Source organism: Gilliamella sp. CG35 (genome assembly GCF_046635745.1).
Classification (GTDB): Bacteria; Pseudomonadota; Gammaproteobacteria; order Enterobacterales; family Orbaceae; genus Gilliamella; species Gilliamella apicola_I.
In genome coordinates, this window is the sequence record NZ_JBIDFH010000026.1 from 1 (window position 1) to 4,922 (window position 4,922).

Genomic DNA, 4,922 nt, shown 5'->3' on the forward strand with positions numbered 1-4,922 from the left:
AATGCTAAACCGGATAAATCCGCATCAATCGCTGAGTGGGTTCGGCTGTTGTCTATATCAATGCTGACATGACCTTTGATCATGGCAATATATTTATACGCTGAACTTTTGTCTAACTCATTTTGTTTTAACGTTTTAAACTCAAAGCTATCACTATTTCCGGCTATGACAGTGTCCGCAATTAATTCCGTTCCTTCCGGTGTGCTAACCTTAATTTGATAGTTACCGCCTTTCGGTAATTTTTCAAACTGATAGTGACCTGAAGTGTCGGTATTAACCTTTTTAAGCTCGACATAATCCGTTGCACCCGGTGCCTGATAATTAAGGGTCACATTAATGCCATTAAGCCCTTCATCACCCTGTCTGTCTTTGCTGTCATTTTCATCAACCCAGACATAACCATCGATTTTTAATTTTCCTACCAACAGATAATTGTTATCCAGTGAACCTTTTTTTGGTAAATTCGCAACCGGAATAACAATATGTTTCGGATCGTTACCTGCTGAGCTTTGTTTAAACTCATGGTCGGCATTAGCGTCTAATTTCAGTACCACAGAATAGTTAGCATTATCACCAAACACCAGATTAGAGAAATGATACTCACCATCTACGGTTTGTTGGGTCATTAATAGCTTACCAGTTCCATCTAAACCGTCACGTAGCTCAACGGTATACGTGATCGCACTATCAAGTAAATAGGCAAACTCATTTAACTGATTAAAATCGGTATTATTATCGGCATAATCAACATAGATTTTACCACCAATACCTTCATCACTCGCTTGTTTAAAATAGAAATTATTGTCTTTTATACCCACATTAGTTAAATCTAGACCAGATAAAGTATCAATTGGTTGAGTGGTACCTTTACTGTTTTTAACTAATGAATAACCATCTGGTGAAGCGACAATATTAATGCTGTACTTCCCTTGGGATAGATTATAGAAGTGGTATTCACCTTTATCATTGGTATACTGACGTGCAATCTCGTTATTGTTTGCATCACGTAAACCAATTAAAACTTGAGTAATTGGCTCAACTGGATCGCTACCATTTAACAAGGTTTTTCCAGAAATTCCGCTGTTGATTGCATAACTACTGTTTATACCAGCTGACGGTGAACTATTTGAACTTCCTGCCAATAAGAAGTATTGGTTTTGAACTGTCTTTCCAACATCTTCAAAGTGAATCGGTTTTAAATTGATATTTGTGTTACCCTCTGCATTAGCAATAACACCAAAATCTTTTGTGGGTTCAATTTCTACAATATAATCAGTATTTAAATCAATACCACTAAAACTATAGTAACCTTTTGCATTCGTTTTTACTTCACGATAAAACGTACGATTGGAACCATCAAATTTATATAATTTGACGTTTATATCCGGTATCGCCATGTCCCCTGTTTTATTAACATAATTTTCTAGTGTGCCATTATTGTTAATATCAACCATTACATGACCGGTGATCGCCGCATCGCCGTTTTTCTTGTAAATAAAATCTAAATTATCACCCGTTACTTTTGGTGTTTTTCCATCAATGGTAATACCCGTTACTGTATTTGAAACACTCTTTAATTCATAACGTTGTTTATCTAAACCCTGTTCAGTAACTTTAACGGTATAAGTATCATTAAATAAATTTTTAAAGTTATATAGACCGGATTTATCGGTTTTAGTTTTTGCATAGAGTTCACCATTACGATATAACTCAACGGTGACACCCGAAATCACAACATCATTTGTGCCCGGAGTAAAAAAACCATCATCGTCATAATCGTAATAAAGTCGACCACTGATCTCTGTATCATTTTTCAGTTTTACTAACCAGTACTGATCTGGTGCTCCCAATAAACCTGAAGGCGCAACTTGCATATATTCCAGATTTGTTTGTACTTTTGTTGGCAGATAAGCGCCTTTTAACTGACCACTGTTACCGACCAATTCAAATTGCGTGGTATCCAGACCAGTTAAACGTAATAACATATTGGTTAGATATAATTTTCCTCGCGTTGAATTCGCGGCTGTATAAGCAAATTCGCCCGTGTATTGTAGATTTTTATCGATAAAGTCAACTTGATCCAAAATATCGTCAACATTACCGTTAAAATATCCCGGGTAGATGCGAGGGGTAAAAATACCACTTACGGTTAGCAAACCTTTATTATATTGAATAAGTTCTTCTTTAGTGAGCTCAGCTGCCCCGTCTTTGTTTTTAGAACCTGTTACATCCAGATAAAGCTTGCCCGAAATTGCCTCGGTCGTATTTGATGGTACAACTTGAGCTTGCATTAGATATAATTTATTTTTATCTAAATTATTGGCAAGTGAACCATCGGCTAATACTTCAAAATCTAACGTTCCTGGTGGTGTTGCTGGATCCACATCCGCAATGTCGATAAAATCATTGCCCGGAGTGTGAACTATACGGTATTTGCCTTCCGGTAATGAGTATAGCTCCATCGTCCAGAACTTACCCCAATACTGATAATCATTACTGTTTTTATCCCAATAATAAACATTTGATGTATTAGTCCCTCTCTCTGAATCTGAACCATACCTATCGCCATTCATATCATTAACAGGCATAGCACGAATATTACCTTTTCCTTGCATTAGAAAATTTTTAACAATTGGTGCACCAAGTTTGTCAAATCGAATTTTATGGCTAGCTGCAAGATCTTGACTGCTATTTTCTACTGCTGTTACGCTTTTACGTAATGCTTTAACGATAAAATCTTTTCCAGCTGTTAGCCCATCAGCGCCGGTAAATTTATAAAGTCCATCAGAACCAGTTTTTTTAGATGCAATAACACTTTGTCCGCCTATTACACAAGCATTGTTATCTTTACAAAGTAAGACTGTCGCATCAAAAAGTGGTAGATCATCATAAGTCCCTGGAATATTAACTTCTAATTTCCCTTTGCCAGAATATGTATCTAGGTAAACTTTACCACGAACAACATAATCTTGTTGTTTCAGCTTATACCAAAAGTTAGTTCCCTTATTATGCGCTTTTCCACCTTCAATTTTTATTTCAAAAACTGACTGGTTATTTTCAACGCCAGTATTTTGATCATTATTTTCAAGTTCAATATCTTGTGAATTAAAATTACTTCCAGCAGAAAAACTTGGTCTAGTTAAAACACGATATTGACCATCCGGTAGATTTGTAAAATTATAATAACCGTCCTGATTCGTACCAAAATTTGTGAATAAGTTCCATGTATTATCTGACTGCTTTTTGTATAACGATACCTGGGCAAATTTAATTGCTGTATCTTCATCTGGGTTATAATCACCCAAAGCGCCAGAATGGCTATTATTCAGATAAACATAACCAGATAGCGTATTCGGCTTTTTAGGTTTGAAATACATAGCATTCGAGTGTGAAAGTTCCGTTTGTATCGTTAAAATATAATCACCACTCGAATAGTCAGCTTCAATTTCGTCATTAATATCATCAATTTTATAAGTATATAACCCGGCATGATCAATCGGAGCAGCTATCCTACCAAGTGCACCGAGCACGCCATAAGAACCAGGTTTGCCAAGCGTTGCAGCTAATGGGGTTCCTTGTTTATCAAGAAGCGGAGTTACGCCATCTTCTTCATAAAAAGAGACTTTCATGTAAGTTGTAGCAGTGTGTGTTAAGCTGACACCATCAACCACACCACCCCAAGCTGTAGTTAAATTAGCTGTTCTAATATTGCTTTCAACGTTTAACGTTCCTAAGTTCTCTCGAAGAGGAGAATACCAAAAGTTTCGATTCGATTGGGTTCCTTTACCTAAACCAACAACAATAATTTCTTTAGGGGCGATATTAGCCTGAGTACCATTACTAAGTTTTACTTTCCCTTTATGGCTACTTCTTGATTTTGGTGAAGTACTGGTTGATTTACCATCAGAATCATTCACAAAAATATAGGAATTTAAATCTATACCAGATTCGTTAATGACCACTTTATAATCTTTGCCGATCGCCAAACCACGGAATTGATATAATCCATTGCTCTTATTTGTTGTTTGTGTAGCAATCTTTTTCCATGTACTATCATCGTATTGATAAAGATCGACGGGGGTTTCTAAATAAGTCGTATTTGATACAGGTAATATATTATAAGGCTTACCAGAATCAGGTCCCCTAGGCAAAAACTGATTTGATAAGACAAATACCTGACCCGATATACCAGATAAACTTGAATCATTTGGATCAATTTTTAATAAAAATGTCGGACCACTTGTTTGGTTATTTGCATCTGTTATTTTGATGTTTTGTTCAAGTTTGCTAAGTGGAATATAAGGCGCTTTCACATTGGTTACTTTTATGTCATAACTCGCCACCGCTAAATCTTTAAAACGATATAGACCATCATCGCTTGTAGTTATCGTTTTTGTGCCCAAAACTTTGGTTGTCGTGCCGGGATAGTAAAGCTCGACATTCATACCTAATGCGCCAGTATCCGTATCAGCACCATAGATACCGTCATTGTTTTGATCTATAGCTACGATTCCATCGACGCCCCATTCATTACGTGGTTTTATATTGAATGCACCTTTTTGATTGATACCATTCATATTAAACTCTATCGTATTAATGTATTTATGCGAATTATCGGGTAATGTTGCATCCCATAAGGTATATTTAGTTTGATTACTTGAGTCAGCAATAAAATCTTCAATATCAACAATTAGGTCATACTTATAGGTTTTTAAAGTATTTTTGATGTCAATTTCACCTTTATCATTGGTGGCAAGCGTTAACTCTTTTGTTGATGCAGAATTAATTAGTTTAATGGGAATATTTTTGGCGCCATTACCTTTTTCATCCTTAACATCTAAATGAATATCACCGCCTTGCCCTTTGATAAATAAGTTCTGAGCAGACGCACCGGTATCAACGATAAGTTGCACTGAACGATC

General features: G+C 36.1%; 1 protein-coding gene. It reads right to left on the reverse strand.

Annotated elements, in window-relative coordinates; genetic code table 11:
* A partial coding sequence (locus ACGH4F_RS09425; protein WP_411590996.1) for an SdrD B-like domain-containing protein occupies positions 1-4,922 on the reverse strand: 4,922 nt, incomplete at both ends.